This is a genomic window from Nocardia sp. TBRC8007 (assembly GCF_056629435.1).
The window spans coordinates 1-466 of sequence record NZ_JBWSOR010000158.1 but is presented as its reverse complement, the minus strand read 5'-3'; the positions used below and the strand labels follow the sequence as shown (position 1 = coordinate 466).

Below are 466 nucleotides of genomic sequence, written 5' to 3'. Positions count from 1 at the left end.
GCGAACACCGTCCGCAGGCTTTCGTGTCGTCCCACCACATCGGTGAGCGCCGCCCGCAACGCCGCCACGTCCACCGCCCCCGTCAACCGCACCCCCAACGGGATGTTGTAGGTGGCCGAGGGGCCTTCGAACCGGTGCAGGAACCACAACCGTCGCTGCGCGAACGACACCGGCATCGGCTCCGGCCGCTGGGCCACCGCCAACACCGGCCGCACCACCACCTCGTCGTCGAGGTGCGGGACCAGCCGGGCGATGGTGGGGGCGTCGAACGCCGTCCGGATGGGGACCTCCACCCCCAGGACGGTCCGGATGCGGCTCACCAGCCGGGTCGCCGACAGGGAATGTCCGCCCAGGTCGAAGAAGTCGTCGTCGAGCCCGACCCGGGACACCCCGAGGACCTCCCCGAACAACTCCGCCAGCGCCTGTTCGCGCGCCGTGCGTGGTGCCCGATACGCCACCCCCGAGG

The 466-nt window shown here is 71.9% G+C and carries 1 protein-coding gene; it reads right to left on the bottom strand.

Annotation, left to right across the window (positions count from 1 at the left end; translation table 11 throughout):
* The coding region (locus tag ACX4ZE_RS23080) for a phosphopantetheine-binding protein (RefSeq protein WP_480275567.1) at nucleotides 1–466 on the bottom strand (466 nt) is incomplete at both ends.